Origin of the sequence: Enterovirga sp. CN4-39 (genome assembly GCF_049446235.1) — a bacterium.
Classification (GTDB): Bacteria; Pseudomonadota; Alphaproteobacteria; order Rhizobiales; family Beijerinckiaceae; genus Enterovirga.
Window position 1 is genome coordinate 28,190 of sequence record NZ_JBMSEF010000004.1, and the last position, 19,921, is coordinate 48,110.

The window sequence follows — 19,921 nt, forward strand, 5'->3', positions numbered from 1 at the left end:
GTCTCCCTACCACCACAATGCGTTGCCGGCCGGTCCGCCGGTCGGCGCGTTCTGCACGGGTTTGAGCGAGCGGTCGAGCGCCGAGAGAACCCGCCGGGTCGCGACCTCGACGGCCGCGGAGATCCGGTCGCGCGGCCGGGCGAGCCCGAGATCCAGCACGTCGTCCACGCGTCCGGGCTTCGGCCGCATCACCACGACCCGGTCCGCGAGGGTCACGGCCTCGGAGACGTCGTGCGTCACGAGGACGACCGTCGGCCGGCTCTCCTGCCAGAGCAGGAAGAGGTGCTCGTGCAGGCTCGCCCGCGTGAAGGCGTCGAGGGCGGAGAAGGGCTCGTCCAGGAGCAGCACCTTGGGCCGGGTCACGAAGGAGCGCGCGATCGAGACGCGCTGCTGCTGCCCGCCGGACAGCTCCTTCGGCCAGCGGCGGGCGTGGTCGGCGAGGCCGACCCGTTCGAGCGCGTGCTCCACGATCTCGCGCCGCTCGCCGGCCGGCCGGTCCATGATGCCGAAGCCGACATTCTCCGCGACGTTGTACCAGGGCAGGAGGCGGGGCTCCTGGAACACGATGCCGATGGCCGGGTGCGGATCGGTGACGGTGTCGCCGCCGAACCGGACGGCGCCGGCGCTCGGGCGGTCGAGGCCGGCGATCAGCCGGAGCGCGGTCGTCTTGCCGCAACCGGAGCCCCCGATCAGGGCCACGATCTCCGAGGGGCGGATCGTGAGGGTCACGTCCGACAGCGCCTTGGTGCCGTCGGCATAGGTCTTGGTGAGGCGGTCGAGCTCGAGCATCAGAGCCGCCCGCGCGAGACGTCTTGCCAGCCGAGCAGCGGCCGGGTCGCGGCGACCAGCACGGCGTCGGCGATCTTGCCGAGGATCGCGAAGGCGATGATGGCGGCGAGGATCCGGTCCGGCTTGCCCATCTGCTGGCCGTCGACGAGCAGGTAGCCCAGCCCTTCCGACGCTCCCATGAACTCCGCCGCGACCACGAACATGAAGCCGAGCCCGAGTCCGGAGCGCAGCGCGATGATGGTTTCCGGCAGGATCGCGGGAAGCAGGATGCGCCTCACCTGCTGGACCCGCGTGAGCCGGAAGACGCGTCCGACCTCCACGAGCTTGCGGTCGACCGACATGATCGCGCCGGCGACGCCCAGATAGACGGGAAAGAACACGCCGACCGCGATGAGGGCGACCTTCGAGGCCTCGAAGATGCCGAGCCACAGGATGAAGAGCGGCACCCAGGCGATGGACGGAATGGCGCGCAGGGCCTGCAGGGTCGGGTCGAGCAGGCGCCGGCTGGCCTCGCTGATGCCCGACAGCGCACCGAACAGGATCCCGGCCCCCGCCCCGAGCGCGAAGCCGACCCCGACCCGCCAGAGCGTCGCCCAGAGATGCAGCCACAGCTCGCCCGTCTCGGCGAGCGCCGTGAAGGTGTCGAGGATGCGGCTCGGCGGCGGCACGAGCCTGCCCTGCGCAAGCCCCGACCGAACGGCGAGCTCCCAGCCGAGCGCGAGCCCGACCGGGAGCAGAAGTCCAAGGGCGACGCGCGTCCCCAGGGCGGGACCGGCGGCTGCGCGGGGAACGGGCTTCCCCCGCGCGTCCGGCCGGCTTTCCGCCTCGACGGGAGTTGCGGCGAGCGCGGCCTCGCTCACGGCGATGCCGGGGCGAAGCGCCGGTCGACGAGGGCGTCGACCGCCTGGGCGACGTTGGTGTCGGCCGGGAGCACGCCGGCGTCCTTCAGGGCGAGCCCGGCCTGCAGGATCGTCTCGCGCTGGTGCTCGCCGATCGCCGAATGGGTGAGTTCCGTCCGCTCGAGCTGGCGCTCGATGATCGGTGCGGAGAGGCCCGTCGCCTGGCCGAGGATGCGGCGCAGCTCAGCCGGGTTCTCGAGCGACCACTTGCGGGCCTTCTCGTAGGCCGCGAGCACCCGGTTCACGAGTTCGGGGTGGTCCTTGGCGAATTCCTCGCGGACGTTGAGGATGCCCCAGGTATTGGCGGCCTTGTCGCGATGGAAGAGCACCGCGCCGCTCTCGATCTCGGATGCCGCCATGATCGGGTCGAGCCCGGCCCAGGCATCGACGTCGCCCCGCTCGAGCGCGGTGCGTCCGTCCGGATGCTGGAGCAGCACGAGCCGGACGTCGCGCTCGGTGAGCTTCGCGGCCGCGAGGGTCCGGACGAGGAAGATATGCGGGTCGGTGCCGCGCGTGACGGCCACGCGCTTGCCCTTCAGGTCCTCGACCTTCGTGACGCCGGAATCCTTGCGGGTCACCAGCGCCGTCCATTCCGGGCGCGAATAGACGTAGATCGACTTGATCGGGTTGCCGTTGATCCGGCCGATCAGGGCCGCGGCGCCGGCCGTCGAGCCGAAGTCGATGGAGCCGGCATTCAGGAACTCGAGCGCCTTGTTGGAGCCGAGCGTCTGGACCCAGCGCACGCCGATGCCATCCTTCGAGAGATCCTCTTCGAGGAATCGTTTGTCCTTGAGAACGAGGCTGACGGGGTTGTAGGTAGCCCAGTCGATCCGGATCTCGCGCGGAGCCGGGGCCGCCATGGCGGAGCCGGATGCGAGCAGCGCTAGGCCGAGGAGGGAAAAGAGGCTCCGTCGGTTGGCAATCACGGCTTGGCACTCCCCACATGGCCGCGTCAGCTGCGCGGCATCGTTCGTTTTGTAGGGTGTGTTCGTTCGTTTTGTCAAACGACCATGACGGAACCGCAATGGCTCGCTCAGCCTTGCGGTGGTAGAGCATCGCTGCGTCACCCGCGAGCCAAGATGTCAGCCCAAGTCGCCCCTGCCCGGCCCGAAACCCGGGCCGTGAGTCCGAACAACCTTCGCGAGCGCCTCGTCCCGGAACTGCGAGCGCAACTCGAGGCGGACCAGGCGGCTGCGGAACGGCGCCTCATCAGGGATCGCGACGGGCTCGCCTGCGCACGCTCGCTGTCGGACGGGATGGATCGGCTGCTCCGCTCGGCCTACGCGGCGATCTCGGCGGAAACAGGCGCCTCGCCCAAGCAGGGCGGGATGGCCGTGGTCGCGACCGGCGGCTACGGGCGCGCCACGATGGCCCCGGGCTCGGACGTCGACCTCCTGTTTCTCCTGCCGGCCGGTGGGGCGGGCGCCGACCAGGGCGTCCTCGAGACGATGCTCTACGCGCTTTGGGATCTGAAGCTGAAGGTCGGCCATGCGACCCGCACGGTGGACGAGTGCGTCCGCGAGGCCCGGGCGGACATGACCACCCGCACGGCCCTGCTCGAAGCGCGGTTCCTGTTCGGCGACGAGCGCCTGTTCAAGCAGCTCCAGGCCCGCTTCGCCAAGGATGTCGTGAAGGGATCGGCCGCGGCCTTCGTGGACGCCAAGCTGAAGGAGCGGGATACGCGGGTCAGGCGCGCGGGCGAATCCCGCTACCTCGTCGAGCCGAACGTGAAGGACGGCAAGGGCGGCCTGCGCGACCTCAACACGCTCTCCTGGATCGCCCGCTACGTCTACGGGACTGCCAACCCGGACGACCTCGTGAGCCTCGGCCTGTTCACGCCGGAGGAGGCGCGGCTCTTCAAGCGCTGCGAGGCCTTCCTGTGGCGCGTCCGCTGCCACCTTCATTTCGCGACCGGGCGGGCTGAGGAGCGCCTGACCTTCGACAACCAGCGAGTCGTCTCCACCCGCATGGGCTTCAAGGATCGCGGCGCCGAGCAGGCCGTCGAGCGCTTCATGAAGGCCTATTTCCGGATCGCGAAAGAGGTGGGCGACCTCACGGCGATCGTCTGCGCCGGCCTCGAGGCGCGACACGCGAAGAACAGGCCCGTGCTCGACAGGATGCTGCGCAGCTTCAAGCGGCGGCGCGGCCCGCTCGAGCCGGGCGACTTCGTCGTCGAGAACGACCGGATCAACGTGAAGGGCCTCGATGCCTTCGAGCGGGATCCCGTGAACCTGATCCGCATGTTCTGGCTCGCCGATCGCCACAACCTGCCGATCCACCCCGATGCGACCCGCCTCGCCTCCCGGTCGATCCGGCTGATCGGTCCCCGGCTGCGTCACGACCCGAAGGCGAACCGCCTGTTCCTGGAGATCCTGACCTCGCAGAACGCTCCCGAAGTCGTGCTCCGGCGCATGAACGAGACCGGCGTGCTCGGTCGCTTCATCCCGGACTTCGCCCGCATCGTGGCGATGATGCAGTTCAACATGTACCACCACTACACGGTGGACGAGCATCTGATCCGGTCGATCGGGGTCCTGTCCGAGATCTATTCGGGCCGGGCGGAAAACGAGCACCCGCTCGCCAACACCATCGTCCATTCGGTCCGCAACAGGCGCGCGCTGTTCCTCGCGTTGTTCCTGCACGACATCGCCAAGGGCCGGCGCGAGGACCACTCGATTGCCGGGGCGGCGATCGCCCGCAAGCTCGGGCCGCGGCTGGGCCTCGATCCGGCCGAGACGGACACCGTCGCCTGGCTGGTCGAGCACCATCTGCTCATGTCCTTCACGGCGCAGGGCCGTGACCTTTCCGATCCGAAGACCGTGGAGGCCTTCGGCGCAATCGTGCAGACGATGGAGCGGCTGAAGCTCCTGCTCGTGCTGACCATCGCGGACATCAAGGCGGTCGGGCCCGGGGTCTGGACCGGCTGGAAGGGCGAGCTCCTGCGCACGCTCTATTACGAGACCGAGCTCTACCTCAGCGGCGGACATTCGGAGCGCGTGCGGCCGGCCCGCGCCCGCACGATCCAGGCCCAGCTCCGGCAGGAGCTCTCCGACTGGAGCGATGCCGAGTTCGACGCCTATGCGGGACGGTTCTACCCCGCCTATTGGATGAAGACGCCGCCGGAGCGGCAGCTCAAGCATGCGGGGTTCGTGCGGGAGGCCGAGCGGGCCGGCAAGACGGTCGCCACCGCCGTCGAGACGGACGAGTTCAAGGGCGTGACGGAACTCACCGTCCTGTCGCCCGACCACCCTCGCCTCCTCGCGATCGTCACCGGCGCCTGCGCGGTTGCCGGGGGCAACATCGTCGATGCGCAGATCTTCACGTCGGCGGACGGGATGGCGCTCGACACCATCTTCCTGTCCCGGGCCTTCGACCGCGACGAGGACGAGATCCGGCGCGCGGAGCGCATCGCGGCCTCGATCGAGAAGGCCCTGCGTAGCGAGGTGAAGATCGCCGACCTCGTGCGGAACCGCCGTCCCGGCAAGCCCTTGCCGAAGGCCTTCCACGTCAATCCCGAGGTCAATATCGACAACGAGCTCTCGTCCCGGCACACCGTCGTCGAGGTATCGGGTCTTGACCGGCCGGGCCTCCTCTACGACCTGACGACTGCGCTCGGGAAGCTGAACCTCAACATCGCCTCCGCCCACGTCGCGACCTTCGGAGAGCGGGCGGCCGACGTCTTCTACGTGACGGACCTCACCGGTACGAAGGTGAGCCATCCCACCCGGCAAGCTTCGATCCGGCGTGGGCTGATGAGCGTCCTGGAGCAGAATCAGTGAAGGAAGATATGGGTGGAACTCCTTGATCTTGCACGCTGAAACGCTGATATCACGGACAACTCGACGGATACCGGAATGATGACGAACGACACCACGCCGGGCGGCGGCGCAACGGAACCCAACGGGCAGGCGAGCGGTGCCGAGGCGGCGCCCGAACAGGCGCTTCAGACGCCCGATCGGATCGCGGAGCTCGAGGCCGAGAAGACCGACCTCAAGGAGCGGCTCCTTCGGACGCTGGCGGAGATGGAGAACCTGCGCCGGCGCACCGAGCGGGAGATCCAGGACGCCCGCACCTACGGCGTCACGAACTTCGCCCGCGACATGCTGACAGTTGCGGACAACATCCGCCGCGCGCTGGACAACGTTCCGGCCGGTGCGGCCGATGGCGCCACGAAGGCTCTTGTCGAGGGAATCGAGCTGACGGAGCGCGACCTCCTCAAGACGCTCGAGCGCCATGGCGTGAAGAAGGTCGAGCCGCAGGGGCAGAAGTTCGACCCGAACATGCATCAGGCCATGTTCGAGGTGCCGAACGAGGAGCTTCCGGCAGGCACGGTCACGCAGGTGATCCAGACCGGCTACGCCATCGGCGACCGCGTGCTGCGCCCCGCCCTCGTCGGCGTCTCGAAGGGCGGCCCGAAGGCCTCGGCCCAGCCGGTGCCGGCCGAGGGGACCGAAGGCCCCGCCTCGAACGGGGCCTGACTACTTCGACGCGACCCCGTCCACGATCCGGCGGAAGCGCGGCATGACATCGTCGCGCTTGTCCGCCCGCGCGATGCCGAGCATGCGAAGGTAGCCGTCGGGCGCGAACCGGATCGTCTGCATCACCACGACGGGCTGTTCCGACAGCCCGTCCTTCGCCTTGGCGACGATCTCGTGCCAGTCGGCCCCGCCAAGGCGGAAGCTCTGGGCACGCTCGTACACCGTCTCCTTCAGCATCCCGCTCGCCTGGAGCGCCTGGCGCGCGAAAACGTCGCGCTGCTCGGGCGTGTTGGGCGCCGGCGCAAAGGACTGGGCGACAATCATGATCGGCTGCTCGGCCTCCTGCACGACGTCCTTGGGGCCGTCCGTCATGAGGATCGCGCTGCCGCCCATCGCCCGGACGGGCCTGAAGCCCGCCTGATCCGAAACCTTGAAGGGAAGCGCCGCCACCTGCTGATCCACCGTCAGCGGGGGACGGAGCGCGACCGTCTTCAACGCCGCCTTGACGTCGTCCTGGGCCGGCTGCGCGGCCCCGGGCGGCAGTTGCGCGATCACCAGGGCCGTGAGGCTCGGATCGCCGATGAGGAGCATGGATTTCGGCACGGTGCGGCCGTTCTCGGTCTGCTCCCCGGAGACGAGCGTGGCGTCGGCCTTTCCGACCTTAAGTTTGTCGCGCGACTTGGCGGCGAAACCCTGCTTCTTCAGGGCCTCTTCCCCGAGGCTGGCCTCGATGCTGGGGAAGGCTTCCGCCGGCATCTCGATCGCCATGATGGCGGCGCCGGTGACGGGATCGTGGAAACCGGAGACGCCGCGGGTCGGCTTCATGGCCTTGGGTGGGACCAGGCCGATTCGCGAGCCGGGCGGGAAGACTGGTTCCGCCGCGAACGCCACCCCGGCGGCGAGAGCGGCCACTATGGTTGTCGTGAGACGAAGCATCTTCGCTCGCTAAACTGAGAGGGTGTTTGAAGGAGCGCCGAAAGCAGGCGGAAACGTGGCCTCCTGCGGCCCCGATGTCAAAGAGGGTCGACCCGCCGCAACGTGAGGTTTATACGCCCGCCGCCCTCGACCAGGCTCGACGTGCCCGGGACGATGCGGTCGATCCCGTGGAAGACGAGGCGCGCCGGCCCGCCGAACACGAAGGCGTCGCCGGAGCGGAGCTGGATCGACCGCGTCCTGTCCCGCCGGTCGCCTCCGCCGATGCGGAAGACCGCCGTCGCGCCGAGGGACAGCGATACGACCGGGGCGTCGAACTCGCGCTCGTCCCGGTCCTGGTGGAGGCCCATGCGGGCCTGCGGCCCGTAGAAGTTGATCAGGCAGGCCTGGGCCGGCTGCGGAAAACCGGCCAGATCGCGCCATGCCGCCAGCAGGGTCGGCGGCATCGGCGGCCACAGCTCCCCCGTCTCGGGGTGGGTCGGCTGGTATCGATACCCGTCGGTGTCCGAGACCCAGCCCAGATCGCCGCAATTCGTCATCCGGACCGTGAACGGCTTTCCCGTGCGGGGCACGCGCGGCGTGAAGAGCGGCGCCTGCCGGATGATCGCGTCGATCTCCGCCAGGAGCGTCTCCTGGGCTGCGCGATCGAGATAATCCGGAACATAGGTCAGGCCCGGCCCGAGTTGCAGGGCCGGCGCCTTCGCGCTGGCGGGCATGCCGTCCTGCGCGGTCTCGCTCAAAGATCCGACAGGCCGAGCACGTCGGCCATCGTGTAGAAGCCCGGCGGCTTCCCGCGCGCCCAGAGGGCCGCCTTGACGGCCCCGCGGGCGAAGATGGCGCGGTCCTCCGCCCGGTGCGTGAGTTCGATCCGCTCGCCTGCCCCAGCGAAGATGACGCTGTGCTCGCCCACGACCGTGCCGCCGCGCAGGGTGGCGAACCCGATATCGCCCGGCACGCGGGCCCCGGTATGACCGTCGCGGACCCGCACCGAGCGTTCGGAGAGCGCGACTGCCCGCCCCTCCGCGGCGGCCTCGCCGAGAAGCAATGCGGTGCCCGAAGGCGCATCCACCTTCATGCGGTGGTGCATCTCCAGCACCTCGACGTCCCAGTCGGTCCCGAGGGTGGCGGCGACCTTGCGGACCAGCCCCGCCAGAAGGTTCACGCCGAGCGACATGTTGCCGGACTGCACGATGCGGGCGCGGCCCGCGGCGCCTCGCAGAGCCCGGAGGTCGTCCTCGGATAGACCGGTCGTTCCCACGACGTGCACGAGACCCGCAGCGGCAGCGGTCTCCGCGAAGCGGCGGGTCGCCGCCGGGGCGGTGAAATCCAGGACGCCATCCGCCTCGCGGAAGGCGGCCGCGGGGTCATCCGTGATGGGAACGGAGAGGCGCCCGATGCCGGCGAGCAGGCCGGCATCCTCCCCGAGGGCGAGGGAGCCCGGCTGCTCGACCGCCGCAGCGAGCCGGCACCCCGGCTCCTCCTCGATCGCCCGGACGAGCATCCGACCCATCCGGCCTGCAGCGCCCACAACGACCAGCCGCATCTCGTCCATCCTGTCCGTTCAGGCCCCGGGCTGCGGCCCGTCGTAGCCCTCGATGATGATCACGTCCATCTCGGCGCCGCCCTTCTGCTTCGCCTTGGCGGCCTGGTATTCGGGTGACTGCCAGCAGGCGAGCGCCGCCTCGTGGGACGGGAACTCGATCACCACGTTCCGGGCGCGGCTCGTGCCGACCGGGTTCTCGAACTTGCCCGCCCGCACCAGGAAACGGCCGCCGAACTTCGCGAAGGCGACACCGTTCGAGGCGGCGTAATCCTTGTAGCTCTCCGCGTCGTGCACATCGACACGCGCTACCCAATAGGCCTTCGGCATCCGCCCTCCCCGCCAGGCTCCTTGCCTGGGCTTCCCGAGTTGACTGGTTTGTTGACTAGCGAGAGGCTCTCATCACGGCAACAACGCCGGCCCGCATAGCGGGCCCTCTCGCCGCGTCGGCAAGCACGGCTCCGGGTTGCTCCCGGTCGCGATGCCCCGGTCGAACTCGCGGAGAGCGGGTGGCAGCCCCCGCGCCCCCATCGACCTGATCGTGCTGCTCTGGTGATCAGCGGCCGCGGTAGACCCAGACGCGCGCGGGCGGCATGTTGCGCCAGATCCGCTCCGAGGCGGTCACGACATAGTTCGGGGATCGCGCCGGGATCGGCGGCACCACGGCATAGGTGAACTGGACGAAGGGCGCGCCCGGGCGGGACAATTCGTGCGCGGCGGAGACGAGCTGCATGCGCTGCTGCACGGGCTTGGTGAAGAGCGGCAGGCTGGAGATGAAGCCCGAACAGGGCTCGCTCACCACGCCGGCGAGCGTCTCCTTCACGTCGTAGGCGTCGCCGCAGACGATGGCGGCCCGCGGGAAACGCCGCTTCAGCAGCTGGGCGAATTCGGGATTGAACTCGACGAGGACGAGGCGCTCCTGCTCGATGCCGCAGCGAACGAGCGCATCCGTCACGGGGCCGGTGCCTGGCCCGAGTTCCACCACCGGCCCTTGCGCACGGGGGTCGATGTAGGACGCCATGGCCTGCGCCAGATACTTGCTCGACGGGGCGACGGCGCCGGTCAGAAGCGGGCGCTCGATCCAGGAGCGGAGGAATCGGGCCTCGTCCTCGAACCTGTCACGGCCGAAGAGACGCTTCCGCGGCGCCGGTTTCCGGGAAAGTTGAAGCAACGACTCGTCCCCCGCGACCCGGCCGAAGCTGGGCAGCTACACAATGCGATTATGCGCGACTTGATCCACCGATACCGTCGAAGAAATCACGCACCCGAGCGAAAAATCCACTGCTTTCAGGGTGCGTGTCGCCCGACGATTCGCGCTCGAACTCGAGAAGGAGCTCGCGCTGGCGGCGGGTGAGGTTCTGCGGCGTCTCGACGGCGACCTGGATGTAGAGGTCGCCGATATCGCGCGACCTGAGCACCGTCATGCCCTTGCCGCGGAGCCTGAACTGGCGACCGGACTGCGTCCCTTCCGGCACCTTCACGCGGGCATCCAGCCCGTCGAGGGTCGGGACGGTGAACTCGCCGCCGAGCGCGGCGGTCACGAGGGAGATCGGCACCTGGCAGAACAGGTCCGCCCCGTCCCGCTGGTAGAACGGATGCGGCTTGATCGACACGAAGATGTACAGGTCGCCCGCCGGGCCGCCCCTGACGCCGGCCTCGCCCTCGCCCGCGAGGCGGATGCGCGTGCCGTCCTCGACGCCGGCCGGGACGTTGACGGTCAGCGTCCGCTCGCGCGTGACGCGGCCCGCCCCGCTGCAATTCGGGCAGGGATCGTCGATGACCTCCCCGCGGCCGTGGCAGTTCGGGCAGGTGCGCTCGATGGAGAAGAACCCCTGCGCTGCGCGCACCCGGCCCGCGCCGCCGCAGGTCGGGCAGGCGCGCGGCTTCGAGCCCGCCTTGGCACCCGTGCCGGAGCAGACCTCGCAGGACACGGAGGTCGGGATGGTGATCGACGCCGTCTTGCCGGCATAGGCCTCCTCGAGCGTAACCTCGAGGTTGTAGCGCATGTCGGTGCCGCGCTCGCGGCCCGGCCCGCCGCCCCGTCCGGCCCGCGCGCCGCCGAAGAAGGTGTCGAAGATGTCCGACATGACGTCGCCGAAATCGGCGCCGAAGCCGGGACCACCCGGCCCTCCCCCGCCCTGGAAGGCGGCATGGCCGAACCGGTCGTAGGCGGCCCGCTTCTGCCCGTCGGAGAGGACCTGGTAGGCCTCGTTGATTTCCTTGAACTTGACCTCGGCCTCGCCGTCCCCCGGATTGCGGTCGGGGTGATACTTCATGGCGAGCTTGCGGAAAGCCGTCTTGAGCTCGCCCTCCGCCACGGTGCGGGAGACGCCGAGCACCTCGTAATAGTCGCGCTTTGACATTGGTCGCCGCTTAGACCCCCAAACACGTCATGGCCGGGCTTGGCCCGGCCATTCACGCTCTGCCGCCCCGATCCTCAGCAAGATGGCCGGGGCAAGCCCGGCCACGGCAGCAGTTCCGAAACGGCGATTACGCCCGCTTCTTCTTGTCGTCGTCGACATCCTGGAAGTCGGCGTCAACGACATCGTCCTTCTTAGAGGCACCGGCCCCGGCCTCGCCGCCGGGCTCGGCACCCGCCTCGCCCTGCGAAGCCTTGTACATCGCCTCGCCGAGCTTCATCGAAGCCTGCATCAGGTCGTTGGTCCGGCCCTTGATCGCCTCGACATCGTCGCCCGTCAAGGCGGTGCGAAGCGCCTCGATGGCCGATTCGATCGAAGACTTGTCCGCAGCCTCGACCTTGTCGCCATGCTCGGCGACCGACTTCTCGGTCGCGTGGATCATGGCCTCGCCCTGGTTGCGGGCCTCGACAAGCTCACGCCGCTTCTTGTCCTCGGCAGCGTTCGCCTCGGCTTCCTTGACCATCTTCTCGATGTCGGCTTCCGACAGGCCACCAGACGCCTGGATGCGGATCTGCTGCTCCTTGCCGGTCGCCTTGTCCTTAGCCGAGACGTTGACGATGCCGTTGGCGTCGATGTCGAACGTGACCTCGATCTGCGGCATGCCGCGCGGCGCCGGCGGGATCCCCATCAGGTCGAACTGGCCGAGCAGCTTGTTGTCCGCCGCCATCTCGCGCTCGCCCTGGAAGACCCGGATCGTCACCGCGTTCTGGTTGTCCTCGGCGGTCGAGAAGGTCTGGGACTTCTTGGTCGGGATGGTCGTGTTCCGCTCGATCAGCCGGGTGAACACGCCGCCGAGCGTCTCGATGCCGAGCGACAGCGGGGTCACGTCGAGCAGGAGCACGTCCTTCACGTCGCCCTGGAGAACGCCGGCCTGGATGGCGGCGCCGATTGCGACGACCTCGTCCGGGTTGACGCCCTTGTGGGGCTCCTTCCCGAAGAACTGCTTCACGACCTCCTGGACCTTCGGCATGCGGGTCATGCCGCCGACGAGCACCACCTCGGCGATGTCGCCAGCCGTCAGGCCCGCGTCCTTCAGCGCCTTGCGGCAGGGCTCGATCGTCTTCTGGATCAGGTCGTCGACGAGGCTCTCGAACTTGGCGCGCGACAGCTTGAGCGCGAGGTGCTTCGGACCGGTCGCGTCCGCCGTGATGTACGGCAGGTTGATCTCGGTCTGAGCGGCCGACGACAGCTCGATCTTCGCCTTCTCGGCAGCTTCCTTCAGGCGCTGCAGGGCGAGCTTGTCCTTCGTCAGGTCGATGCCCTGCTCGCGCTTGAACTCCGCCGCCAGGTACTCGACGACGCGGTTGTCGAAGTCCTCGCCGCCCAGGAACGTGTCGCCGTTCGTCGACTTCACCTCGAACACGCCGTCGCCGATCTCGAGGATCGACACGTCGAAGGTGCCGCCGCCGAGGTCATAGACCGCGATCGTGCCGGAGGACTTCTTGTCGAGACCGTAGGCGAGCGCCGCCGCCGTGGGCTCGTTGATGATGCGCAGGACTTCGAGACCGGCGATCTTGCCGGCGTCCTTGGTGGCCTGGCGCTGCGCGTCGTTGAAGTAGGCCGGAACCGTGATGACGGCCTGCGTGACGGGCTGGCCGAGATACGACTCTGCCGTCTCCTTCATCTTCTGCAGCGTGAAGGCGGAAATCTGCGATGGCGAGTACTTCTTGCCATCCGCCTCGACCCAGGCATCGCCGTTGTCGCCGCGCACGATCTTGTACGGGACAAGGCCGATGTCCTTCTTGGTCATCGGGTCGTCGAAGGTGCGCCCGATCAGGCGCTTGATGGCGAAAAAGGTCCGGTCGGGGTTCGTGACCGCCTGTCGCTTGGCAGGCTGGCCGACGAGCCGCTCGCCGTCATCCGTGAAGGCCACGATGGACGGGGTCGTCCGCGCGCCTTCCGCATTCTCAATGACCTTCGGCTGCGAACCCTCCATCACTGCGACGCAGGAGTTCGTGGTGCCGAGATCGATACCGATCACTTTACCCATGGGGGGATCCCTCGTTCCTTAAGCAGACCACCGGGCCCCTCGCGAGGCAGCCCGGTCCATGGCTCTGTTCTTGCGTGAAGTCGGAAAGGTGCGACAGCAGGCTTTCGGCCGGACCGGCGCTGCCCTCCCGTGACATCCGATATAGGCCCGGCGCTTAGGCCTTCAAGACAACTTGTGGGTCACGTGACACTTTTCGGCCACATGGGCCGCATGGCTCACACGCGCCAGCGGCCATTTCGCCTGACGAGGACGGTGGCGCCCACCGGGACCCGCTCATAAAGATCCACGATGTCCTCGTTGAGCATGCGGACGCAGCCCGAGGAGACCTGCTCGCCGATGGACCAGGGCTCGTTGGTGCCGTGGATGCGGAACAGCGTGTCGCGGTTGCCCTGGTAGAGGTAGAGCGCCCGGGCCCCGAGCGGATTGTCGATGCCCGCGTCGCGCGTCCCGGAGGATGCGATCTTCAGGCTGACCATCGTGGTAGTCGGGTTCCAGGTCGGCCACTTGCCCTTGCGGCCGACGCGGGCGACCCCTCGCCACGAGAAGCCCTGGCGGCCGACACCGACGCCATACCGGACCGCCGTCCCGTCATCCTGGACGAGGTAGAGAAAACGCTCGTCGATATCGACGATGATGGTCCCGGCCCGCTGGTCGCCCTTGTAGGGCACGACCTGCCGGGCGAGTTCCGGCTTCATGAGGCGGCGGTCGACCAGGTAGTAGTCGTGCGGCTCGTCCTTGACCGTACCGATGTACCAGCGGTCGTAATCGGAATCCGCCGCCTGCTGAGGCGGCACGGCCGCCATCTGGGTCGACTGGCAGGCGGCGAGAGGCAGGCCGGCCAGCAGGCCGAAGAAGGCGCGTCGGGAGGTCATGATCTACGATGGATCAGAATCGGATCGCCTGACCTACCCTAGGGGACCTATGTTCGTTGTGCCTTCCGGGCCACAGGTGAGCCTTCGCCATCGCAACATGAGGGCGAGTTCGGGTCGAGCTCAGGCGCCCTCGACAGGCCGAGGTGCCTCGAAAGGCCGATGAACGCTGCCAGCCGCTCGTTCCGATAGGCCACGACGTCGAGACCGGCGTAATCCAGGAAGCCCTGCCCCGTGCGCAGGCCGATCCGGCCTTCCTCCATGTTCCGATGGATTACCTCGGGTGCGCGATACCGCTCGTTGCCGAGCGCGCCCTCCAGGTAGCGGCTGGCGTGGAAGAGGATGTCGCCCCCGCCCCAATCGATGAATTCCAGGAGGCCCAGCACGGCGAAGCGGAAGCCGAACCCCACCCGGATCGCCTTGTCGATCTCCTCGGCCGAGGCGACCCCCTCCTCCACCATCCGGGCCGCCTCGTTCATGGCGAGCGCCTGGATGCGCGGCACGATGAAGCCCGGGCTCGACTTGCAGACGACCGGCACCTTGCCGATGCCCTCGAGCAGCGCCTTCAGCCGCTCCGTGACGGCCGGATCGGTCTTCCCGCCCGGCGATACCTCGACGAGGGGCACGAGGTAGGCCGGGTTCAGCCAATGGGCGTTGAGGAAGCGCTCGGGTCCGGCGACCGCGCCGGCCATGTCGTCGACCATGATGGTCGAGGTGGTCGAGGCGATGATGGCGTCGGGCTGCGCGAGGGCCGAGGCGTCGGCCAGGACCTCGCGCTTGTGTTCGAGGATCTCCGGCACCCCTTCGAAGATGATCGAGGCCTCGGACAAAGCCGCCCGGCGCCCGGACGCGGGAACGACGCCGATCCGCGAGGAGAGCTGGTCGACCGCGGAGGGGTCGAACAGCCCGAGGCCGGCGAGGCTCGCAAAGGTCGCGCGCACCTCCGCCAAGGCCGCGCTCTGGAGGTCTCGGAAACCGGCCCCGTCGCGCTCCTTCACGTCGACGAGACGGACCTCGTGGCCCGCATAGGCGAAGGCGACCGCGATCCCGCGGCCCATCCGGCCCGCGCCGAGGCAGGCGATGAGGGGGCGGGTCATGGGGTAGCTGCCATGGCCGGATCGGGACGATGAACGACCTTCACGCCGAGGCCATCTCGATCCGATCCTGCTCGCCGAATGGATCAATCGTCACCTGGAGTTCCCGCACGACCACTTCGGGCACGCGTCGATTATCGACGCGCTTCAGGACGAGCAGACCGGCGCCGGCGAGCTTCTCGAGAGTGCGGCTCAGGTTCGATTCGGCGCGGTCCACCCTTCTGGCCAACTCGGCGATCGATTGCGGTCTCTCGTCGCGGATCACGCGCATCAGGACCCTGTTCTCCGGCGTGAGAATGCGGGCAAGGGCCTCGAGCGAATTGAAGCTCGCGGCGTTGGCGCCCGACGGGGCCGGCCGCTCGCCTCGCGCGACCGCCCGCATCTGGGCCTCGAGCTCGCTCAGGCTCATGACTCGATGTTCAGTCACCGTCGCCTCCCCTGCACCGTCACGCCGACCACCGTGTCTCCAATCCCATGCTCACCGAGCACACGCCGAACTTCCGAGAAGAAGTCAGCCAGCAGCCGGTCTGCGTCCTCGAACTCGTATGGCCGACCTTCATCGGCTTCCGTCCGATGCCAATGATCGTGGCTGACCGGCCTCGCCTTCATTCCAGCCCGTTTCGGCACGGCATGAGCGTTGTCGAAGCCGAGGATGCGCTCACCCGAAGGCTTGTGGAGCGTGAAGGAGTACCGCAGCCCATGAGGTCTCTCCCGACTCGGGATCGTGCGGGCGATCTCGAACTTCAGCCAGTATCCCTGCTCCAGCCAATGAATGCGGCCATCGAAGCCGAGCAGGTATTCCAGCGTATGGTCCACGTACCCTATCCTGTGATGATATGATAGCGGGAGCGCGGCTCGGTATGGTCTTCGTCAGAAGCCCTCCTTCAGCAGCCGCTGAAGCTCACTCCTGCCGAGCCCTCCGAACCCGAGATCGGCGAGGGTGCGGCTCCTGACCTCGCCGGCATCGGCACAGATCGCCCTTCCGATCGCCAGGAAGGCGCGGGCGAGCGGCGTCTCGACGCCGGCCAGCTCGGCCACGGAGATCAGGAAGGACAGCCCGAGAAGCAGGTCCTCCCGCATGTAGCGGTGCTGGGTGAGGACCAGCGTCTCGCGCCAGTCGCCGGAATCGGTCAAGCGATCGTGGGAGCCGCGACCGTACATCCACTCGGTGCCCTCGCGGGCATAGTGGTCGGCAAGCGGGAAATGCGGCGCGCCGTAGCCCAGCGCCTCGCGTACGCGCATCCGCTCGGCGTCGAGCTGGTCGGTGACGCGCCGGATCGCGGGCTGCGTGCCTTCCTTGTGGATGTCCCAGCGCTCGAAATGCTCGATCGGGCCGGCATTCATCACGATGAGCGGCGGATGGATGATCGGCCCGGCATTCATCAGGGCGCCCGAAAGCGCATCGCCGCACGACGTGATGACGTCCGGAAAGGCCCTGGCGATCACCTCGATCGCCCGTCCGGAGGCGCTCGCCGGGAAGGTCCCGACCGGCAGGTGCTTGGCCCGCACGGTGATCGCGACCTCGCGCGGCCCGTGCTTGCGGGCGAGCCAGGGCAAGGTTCCCGTCTCCGCGAAGGCGACGCCCTCGGCCGTGCCCGCCTGCCGGGCAGCCTCGGCGAAGATCATCGACCCGAAGGTCGCCGGCGGCAGGAACACCACCTGCCCCGGCCTGAGATGCGGCGCGAGCGCGGCGGCGATATCGGGCTGGGCGAAGGCCGGCGCCGGGCACAGGATCAGGTCGGCGCCGTCCACCGCGGCAGCGATGTCGGTCGTCGCGAGCGCGAGCCTCGCTTCATGCCGGCCGGCGTGGTCCTTGACCGTCAGGGTCGAGCCGTTCCGGACGAGGTCCCGGATCGCCTCCTCATCGCGGCGCCAAAGGCGGACGTCATGGCCGGCCAGCGCGAAATCACCCGCAGCGGCGAAGGATCCGTTGCCGCCGCCGAGTACCGCAATCCGCATCAAGCTCTCTCCCGCACCAGGTGGTGCTGCACCTTGCCGAGCGCGCTTTTCGGCAGCGCCTCGACAAAGACGAAATCCTTGGGCGCCTTGAACCGGGCGAGCTGGGACAGGACGTGGGCCGACAGGCTTTCCGCCGTGCAGGCGACCCCCGCCCGGACCACGACATGCGCGACAGGCACCTCGCCCCAGCGCGGATCGGGCCGGCCGACCACGGCGCATTCGGCGACCGCCTCGTGCTCCAGCAGGACGCGCTCGATCTCGGCCGGATAGATGTTCTCGCCGCCGGAGATCACGACGTTCTTCTTGCGGTCATGGACGTAGTAGGCGCCCGTTTCGTCCCGGGTGGCGATGTCGCCCGTTCGGAACCAGCCATCGACGATGCTCTCCCGCGTCGCCGCCGCGTTGCGCCAATAGGCGGAGAGGATCTGCGGCCCCCGCACCATGATTTCGCCCGAGGCCCCGTCCGGCAGGTCGCGGCCGGAATCATCCACGATCCTCGCCTCGCAGAACGGCCCGGGCCACCCTGTCGAGCCCTCCGGACGCGGGCCGCCGAGACGCGTGTAGATCGAGATCGGACAGGTCTCGGTCGCGCCATAGACCTGGAGCACGGGGACGCCCCGCCGCTCGAACGGATCGATCAGCCCCTGCGGCACATAGGTCGAGCCGGTCGTGATCGCGCGGAGGCTGGAGAGGTCCGCGGAGGCGAAGCCCGGATCCGCCAGCAGCGCGCCGAGCGTCGCCGGGACAAGGACCGTCAGGGTCGGCCGGTCGTCCGCGATGGCGGCGAGCGTCGTGTCCGGCGCGAAACGCGAGTGGATCGTGACCGTGGCGCCGTGATGCAGCGCCGGTGTCGTCTGGATGTTCAGCCCGCCGACATGGAAGAACGGCAGGACGGTGAGGACATGGTCGTCCGACGTGAGGCCGTGCATGTGCTGGCTCATGACGCCGTTCCAGACGAGCGCCTCCTGCGCCAGCACGGCGCCCTTGGGACGTCCGGTCGTGCCGGACGTGTAGACGACGAGCAGCGGATCCGTGAGCTTCCCCTCGCGCGCGCTCTCGCCCTCGAAAGGAGCGATCAGCTCGCCGAGGCTCCCGGGTCCATCCCCCACGGACAGCACGGGCAGGTTCGGGCGCGCTTCGGCGAGCTCCGCCGCCTCGCCGGCGAAATGCGCATCGGCGACCAGCAGCGCCGGATCGGCATCCCCGAGGATATAGGCGAGTTCCGGCCGGGCGAGCCGCCAGTTCAGCGGCACCAGCATCGCCCCGAGTCGCGCGCAGGCATAGAGGAGGACGAGCGTATCCGGGTGGTTCAGCGCGAGGACCGCGACCCGGTCCCCCTTCCCTATTCCGAACGCCGCAGCCAGCGCCGCCGCGGCGCGCTCGATGCGGCCGCTCAGCGCGCGGTAGGCGATCGTCTCGCCCTCGAACCGGAGCGCGACCTTCCCGGGCGCGAAGGCGGCATTGCGGGCGATGACGTCCGCGAGGTTCACGGTTCCCCTCCCCCTTCTCCCCGCGACCGCGGGAAGAAGTCGAGCCGCGGTTGTCCGCGACCGGATGACGGGCAGCGCGCAAGGCCCCTCACCCGGGCGGCGCTTCGCGCCTGCTCGACCTCTCCCCGCTGCACGGGGAGAGGGGACGATGCCCTCATCCTCACTCGTCCGTCTCGCCGGGCTCGTAGAGCGCCGCCCGGCCGATCCGGTCGACGCAGAGCTCGGCCGTCCAGGGGAGCATGAGCGCGCCGCAACGGCTGTCGCGGTAGATGCGCTCGAGGGGCAGCGACTTCAGCATGGACTGGCCGCCGCAGGTCCGGATCGCCAGGCGCGCTATGTCGTTCGCCCCCTCCATGACGGCGTATTGCGCCGCCCATGCCCGGATCACCTGATCCTTTGACGGGTCGGGACCGGCCTCCGAGATCGCCTGGAACCAGGTCGCCTTCAGTTGCTCGAGCTTGATCCGCATCTCGGCGACGGCGATCTGCTTGGTCGGGTACTGGCGCCGCTTCACGGGCGGCGTGCCGGGCTGCTCGCCGCGGAGATAACGCACCGTGAAATCGTAGGCGGCCTGCGCCTGGCCGACATAGGTCGGCGACAGCGTCAGGAACATGTGCGGCCAGCGCGAAGCCGCCTGGAAATAGGTGCCGCGCGGCATCAGCGCCGCGTCTTCCGGCACGAACACGTCCTTGAAGATCAGCGTGCGCGAGACCGTCCCGCGCATGCCGAGCGGGTCCCAGTCGCCCACGACCGAGACACCCTCGGCCTTGGCCGGGATCGCGAGGTACAGCGTATTGCGCCGCGACGCCCTCTCGTCCGGCCCCACCTCCGTGCAGAGGATGCCGTAGTAATCGGCATGGCCGGCGAGCGAGGCGAAGATCTTCTTGCCCGAGACGAGCCAGCCCCCCTCCGTCGGCACCGCCCGCGTCTCGAAGGCGACGCCGCCGGCGGCGGCCGCACCTCCCTCGGAAAAGGGCTGCGAGTAGATCGCGCCGTCCTCGACGATGCGCCGGTAATGCAGCGCGCGCCGGGCCTCGTGCTCCGCACGCTCGACCTCGTTCAGGTCGAGGTCGTCGACGATCGCGCCCGACCAGAGCGTCGAGCAGACATGCATGTTCCAGGAGAGCGCCGTCGCGCCGCAATAGCGGCCGATCTCGGCCGCGACGATCGAGTAGGTCCGGTAATCGGCGCCGGAGCCGCCCTGGTCCTTCGGGATGCAGATCCCGAGGAGACCCGCCTTGTGCAGGTCCGCGTAGTTCTCCGTCGGGAAGCGGGCCTCGCGGTCATAGGTGGCCGCGCGCCCGGCAAAGACCGTCTGGGCCAGCGCCCGAGCCCGGTCGGCCAGCGCGGCCGTGTGTGCGGAGAGGCGGAACGCCTTAGGGTCGAACAGAGGTGGATCGAGATCCGCCGGCGCGGCGGCGGCTTCGAAAAGGTCCGGGGCGCTGGTGCTCACGGGAAAT

At 68.9% G+C, this 19,921-nt stretch carries 19 protein-coding genes; 2 read left to right on the forward strand and 17 right to left on the reverse strand.

Annotation, left to right across the window (positions count from 1 at the left end):
- Positions 1-6: 6 nt before the first annotated feature.
- From ACO2SS_RS08620 to ACO2SS_RS08630, 3 genes are read right to left on the reverse strand one after another with little or no spacing between them, the layout of a single operon-like run.
- Complete coding sequence (locus ACO2SS_RS08620) at positions 7-789, reverse strand: ABC transporter ATP-binding protein (RefSeq protein WP_423277212.1); 783 nt, start codon at positions 787-789, stop codon at positions 7-9.
- A complete protein-coding gene (locus tag ACO2SS_RS08625; protein WP_423277213.1) occupies positions 789-1,649 on the reverse strand; it encodes an ABC transporter permease in 861 nt (286 codons plus the stop codon). The genes ACO2SS_RS08620 and ACO2SS_RS08625 overlap by 1 nt, the downstream gene beginning before the upstream one ends.
- Positions 1,646-2,614: an aliphatic sulfonate ABC transporter substrate-binding protein gene (locus tag ACO2SS_RS08630; protein ID WP_423277214.1), complete on the reverse strand. Its 969-nt coding sequence runs from the start codon at positions 2,612-2,614 to the stop codon at positions 1,646-1,648. Before ACO2SS_RS08630 ends, ACO2SS_RS08625 begins: the two co-directional genes overlap by 4 nt.
- A 153-nt stretch (positions 2,615-2,767) precedes the next feature.
- On the opposite strand from ACO2SS_RS08630, the gene ACO2SS_RS08635 reads away from it, so the two are divergent.
- The gene (locus ACO2SS_RS08635; RefSeq protein WP_423277215.1) at positions 2,768-5,467 is read left to right on the forward strand and encodes a [protein-PII] uridylyltransferase; all 2,700 of its coding nucleotides are present in this window, start codon (positions 2,768-2,770) and stop codon (positions 5,465-5,467) included.
- A gap of 75 nt (positions 5,468-5,542) precedes the next feature.
- Complete coding sequence (grpE, locus tag ACO2SS_RS08640) at positions 5,543-6,166, forward strand: nucleotide exchange factor GrpE (RefSeq protein ID WP_423277216.1); 624 nt, start codon at positions 5,543-5,545, stop codon at positions 6,164-6,166.
- On the opposite strand, the gene ACO2SS_RS08645 is transcribed toward grpE, so the two are convergent.
- The 14 genes from ACO2SS_RS08645 to ACO2SS_RS08710 form a co-directional block, all read right to left on the reverse strand.
- Positions 6,167-7,102, reverse strand: coding sequence for a hypothetical protein (locus ACO2SS_RS08645; RefSeq protein WP_423277217.1), 936 nt, complete (start codon positions 7,100-7,102; stop codon positions 6,167-6,169).
- Between the two features lie 77 nt (positions 7,103-7,179).
- The gene (locus ACO2SS_RS08650; protein ID WP_423277489.1) at positions 7,180-7,815 is read right to left on the reverse strand and encodes an alpha-ketoglutarate-dependent dioxygenase AlkB family protein; all 636 of its coding nucleotides are present in this window, start codon (positions 7,813-7,815) and stop codon (positions 7,180-7,182) included.
- Positions 7,816-7,835: 20 nt separating this feature from the next.
- Positions 7,836-8,642 (reverse strand): 4-hydroxy-tetrahydrodipicolinate reductase, encoded by an 807-nt coding sequence (dapB, locus tag ACO2SS_RS08655; protein WP_423277218.1) that lies wholly within the window; start codon positions 8,640-8,642, stop codon positions 7,836-7,838.
- Between the two features lie 18 nt (positions 8,643-8,660).
- Entirely contained in the window at positions 8,661-8,969 is a 309-nt protein-coding gene (locus ACO2SS_RS08660) for a DUF1330 domain-containing protein (protein WP_423277219.1), read from the reverse strand.
- 226 nt (positions 8,970-9,195) lie between these two features.
- The gene (locus ACO2SS_RS08665; RefSeq protein WP_423277220.1) at positions 9,196-9,810 is read right to left on the reverse strand and encodes a class I SAM-dependent methyltransferase; all 615 of its coding nucleotides are present in this window, start codon (positions 9,808-9,810) and stop codon (positions 9,196-9,198) included.
- A gap of 49 nt (positions 9,811-9,859) precedes the next feature.
- Positions 9,860-11,002, reverse strand: coding sequence for a molecular chaperone DnaJ (dnaJ, locus tag ACO2SS_RS08670; RefSeq protein WP_423277221.1), 1,143 nt, complete (start codon positions 11,000-11,002; stop codon positions 9,860-9,862).
- A 127-nt stretch (positions 11,003-11,129) separates the two neighbouring features.
- The gene (gene dnaK / locus ACO2SS_RS08675; RefSeq protein ID WP_423277222.1) at positions 11,130-13,049 is read right to left on the reverse strand and encodes a molecular chaperone DnaK; all 1,920 of its coding nucleotides are present in this window, start codon (positions 13,047-13,049) and stop codon (positions 11,130-11,132) included.
- Positions 13,050-13,264: 215 nt separating this feature from the next.
- Positions 13,265-13,921, reverse strand: coding sequence for a L,D-transpeptidase (locus ACO2SS_RS08680; protein WP_423277223.1), 657 nt, complete (start codon positions 13,919-13,921; stop codon positions 13,265-13,267).
- Between the two features lie 47 nt (positions 13,922-13,968).
- The gene (locus ACO2SS_RS08685; protein WP_423277224.1) at positions 13,969-15,015 is read right to left on the reverse strand and encodes a 3-hydroxybutyryl-CoA dehydrogenase; all 1,047 of its coding nucleotides are present in this window, start codon (positions 15,013-15,015) and stop codon (positions 13,969-13,971) included.
- Positions 15,016-15,055: 40 nt separating this feature from the next.
- The gene (locus ACO2SS_RS08690; RefSeq protein ID WP_423277225.1) at positions 15,056-15,439 is read right to left on the reverse strand and encodes a helix-turn-helix domain-containing protein; all 384 of its coding nucleotides are present in this window, start codon (positions 15,437-15,439) and stop codon (positions 15,056-15,058) included.
- Positions 15,436-15,828, reverse strand: a complete 393-nt coding sequence (locus ACO2SS_RS08695) for a toxin-antitoxin system TumE family protein (RefSeq protein ID WP_423277226.1) — start codon at positions 15,826-15,828, stop codon at positions 15,436-15,438. The genes ACO2SS_RS08690 and ACO2SS_RS08695 overlap by 4 nt, the downstream gene beginning before the upstream one ends.
- A gap of 54 nt (positions 15,829-15,882) precedes the next feature.
- Entirely contained in the window at positions 15,883-16,971 is a 1,089-nt protein-coding gene (locus ACO2SS_RS08700) for an NAD/NADP octopine/nopaline dehydrogenase family protein (protein WP_423277227.1), read from the reverse strand.
- Positions 16,971-18,461 (reverse strand): class I adenylate-forming enzyme family protein, encoded by a 1,491-nt coding sequence (locus tag ACO2SS_RS08705; RefSeq protein ID WP_423277228.1) that lies wholly within the window; start codon positions 18,459-18,461, stop codon positions 16,971-16,973. Before ACO2SS_RS08705 ends, ACO2SS_RS08700 begins: the two co-directional genes overlap by 1 nt.
- Before the next feature lie 160 nt (positions 18,462-18,621).
- Positions 18,622-19,851, reverse strand: coding sequence for an acyl-CoA dehydrogenase family protein (locus ACO2SS_RS08710; RefSeq protein WP_423277490.1), 1,230 nt, complete (start codon positions 19,849-19,851; stop codon positions 18,622-18,624).
- Between the last annotated feature and the right edge of the window lie 70 nt (positions 19,852-19,921).

Bases quoted from the DNA above. Each gene is read 5' to 3' on its own strand.
- ACO2SS_RS08650 (WP_423277489.1), bottom strand. From the start codon at position 7,815: ATGCCCGCCAGCGCGAAGGCGCCGGCCCTGCAACTCGGGCCGGGCCTG.
- ACO2SS_RS08700 (WP_423277227.1), bottom strand. From the start codon at position 16,971: ATGCGGATTGCGGTACTCGGCGGCGGCAACGGATCCTTCGCCGCTGCG.
- ACO2SS_RS08645 (WP_423277217.1), bottom strand. From the start codon at position 7,102: ATGCTTCGTCTCACGACAACCATAGTGGCCGCTCTCGCCGCCGGGGTG.
- ACO2SS_RS08660 (WP_423277219.1), bottom strand. From the start codon at position 8,969: ATGCCGAAGGCCTATTGGGTAGCGCGTGTCGATGTGCACGACGCGGAG.
- grpE (WP_423277216.1), top strand. From the start codon at position 5,543: ATGATGACGAACGACACCACGCCGGGCGGCGGCGCAACGGAACCCAAC.
- ACO2SS_RS08685 (WP_423277224.1), bottom strand. From the start codon at position 15,015: ATGACCCGCCCCCTCATCGCCTGCCTCGGCGCGGGCCGGATGGGCCGC.
- ACO2SS_RS08680 (WP_423277223.1), bottom strand. From the start codon at position 13,921: ATGACCTCCCGACGCGCCTTCTTCGGCCTGCTGGCCGGCCTGCCTCTC.
- dnaK (WP_423277222.1), bottom strand. From the start codon at position 13,049: ATGGGTAAAGTGATCGGTATCGATCTCGGCACCACGAACTCCTGCGTC.
- ACO2SS_RS08635 (WP_423277215.1), top strand. From the start codon at position 2,768: ATGTCAGCCCAAGTCGCCCCTGCCCGGCCCGAAACCCGGGCCGTGAGT.
- ACO2SS_RS08620 (WP_423277212.1), bottom strand. From the start codon at position 789: ATGCTCGAGCTCGACCGCCTCACCAAGACCTATGCCGACGGCACCAAG.
- dapB (WP_423277218.1), bottom strand. From the start codon at position 8,642: ATGCGGCTGGTCGTTGTGGGCGCTGCAGGCCGGATGGGTCGGATGCTC.
- dnaJ (WP_423277221.1), bottom strand. From the start codon at position 11,002: ATGTCAAAGCGCGACTATTACGAGGTGCTCGGCGTCTCCCGCACCGTG.